The organism is Candidatus Pseudoscillospira sp. SGI.172 (assembly GCF_050313575.1).
Classification (GTDB): Bacteria; Bacillota; Clostridia; order Oscillospirales; family Oscillospiraceae; genus Vermiculatibacterium.
This window is the reverse complement of the sequence record NZ_JBNPLQ010000074.1, coordinates 1-1,486: the sequence shown is the minus strand read 5'-3', so window position 1 is coordinate 1,486 and position 1,486 is coordinate 1. Positions and strand designations below refer to the sequence as shown.

Sequence of the window (1,486 nt, the reverse complement as noted above, 5' to 3'; positions counted from 1 at the left end):
GAGACCGTCCCGAACTTTGTGTAAACCTCCTGCGTGGTGTAGAATAGAAGCACCATGCAGGAGGATTTACATATGGCGAGAAAGAATCGCACCCCGGAAGAAAATGCCCGGCGAGAGAAAATCCGTGAACTGCTGCAGATGGCAAACATCGGCAGCATGGATGACATCCAGAATTTGTTTAAAGAGACCATTGCCGAGTTCATGGAAAATGGTCTGGAGGCTGAACTGGATGATGAGCTGGGCTATAGCAAGTATGATTACAAGAACAAGGACACAGACAACAGTCGCAACGGGCATAGCAGTAAAAGGCTGCGCACCAGCTTTGGCGATGTGGATGTGTCGGTCCCCCGTGACCGAAAGGGCGAATTTGAGCCCCAGGTGCTGAAAAAGAACCAAACCAGTATCAGCCAGGACATTGAGGAAAAAATTCTGTCCATGTATGCCAAAGGCATGACCACTGGCGATATCGAGGCTCACATCCAGGACATCTACGGCATCTCCGTCTCGGACAGCACCGTCAGCCGAATCACCGACAAAATTCTGCCTGTGGCCCGAGAGTGGCAGCAGCGGCCCCTGGAAGCCATCTACGCCGTGGTATTTCTGGATGCCATTCACTACCATGTCCGCAGCGAGGGGCAGATCGTGAAGAAAGCGGTATACATTGCCATTGGGGTCAATCTGGATGGCCGGAAAGATGTCCTGGGGATGTGGGTCGGCGAAAACGAGAGCGCCAAGTTCTGGGCCACTGTCCTCAATGGCCTGAAAAACCGTGGTGTAGAGGACATTTTCATTGCCTGCACCGACAATTTAGCGGGGTTTGACGCGGCCATTCACGCCACCTTCCCACAGACCGAGATCCAGAACTGCATCATCCACCAGCTGCGCAATTCCAGCAAGTATGTGTCCTACAAGGACCTAAAAGCCCTTATGGCTGATCTGAAGGCGGTCTATGCCGCTGTGGACGAGCAGGCCGCTCTGGATGCTTTGGACACCTTCGGGGAGCTCTGGGACAAGAAATACCCGAAAATTTCCCAGTCCTGGCGGTCCAACTGGGCCAATCTCAGCACCTATTTCAAGTATCCCCAGGAGGTGCGCAGGCTGATCTACACCACCAATGCCATTGAGGGTTTCAACCGCCAGCTGCGCAAGGTGACCAAGTCCAAGTCTGTCTTTCCCACAGATGACAGCCTGCTGAAAATGCTGTATCTGGCCATGATGGATATTACGAAAAAATGGACCGGACGACGGCAGGACTGGAGTCTGATCCACGCCCAGATGGCCATCTACTTTGCCGAGCGTATGCCCGAGTAACACCGCCGGGGGGCGGATGCCAAGGGCAAGATGAACGGCTCCTCCGCCCTTGACATCCGCCCCCACCAGCGTTATGTTGTTGAAAAGGCGGCAGCCGGGAACCTGCTGCCGCCCTGAATAAATTTTGCTCTATTCTCACACTAAATGGAGTTTACACAGAATTTGGGATTGACCC

General features: G+C 53.6%; 1 protein-coding gene. It reads left to right on the top strand.

What is annotated here, in order from left to right; translation table 11 throughout:
• The first annotated feature begins 72 nt into the window (after positions 1-72).
• Positions 73-1,311, top strand: a complete 1,239-nt coding sequence (locus ACQRD3_RS13495) for an IS256 family transposase (protein WP_195279786.1) — start codon at positions 73-75, stop codon at positions 1,309-1,311.
• Positions 1,312-1,486: the final 175 nt, after the last annotated feature.

Bases quoted from the DNA above. Each gene is read 5' to 3' on its own strand.
- ACQRD3_RS13495 (WP_195279786.1), top strand. From the start codon at position 73: ATGGCGAGAAAGAATCGCACCCCGGAAGAAAATGCCCGGCGAGAGAAA.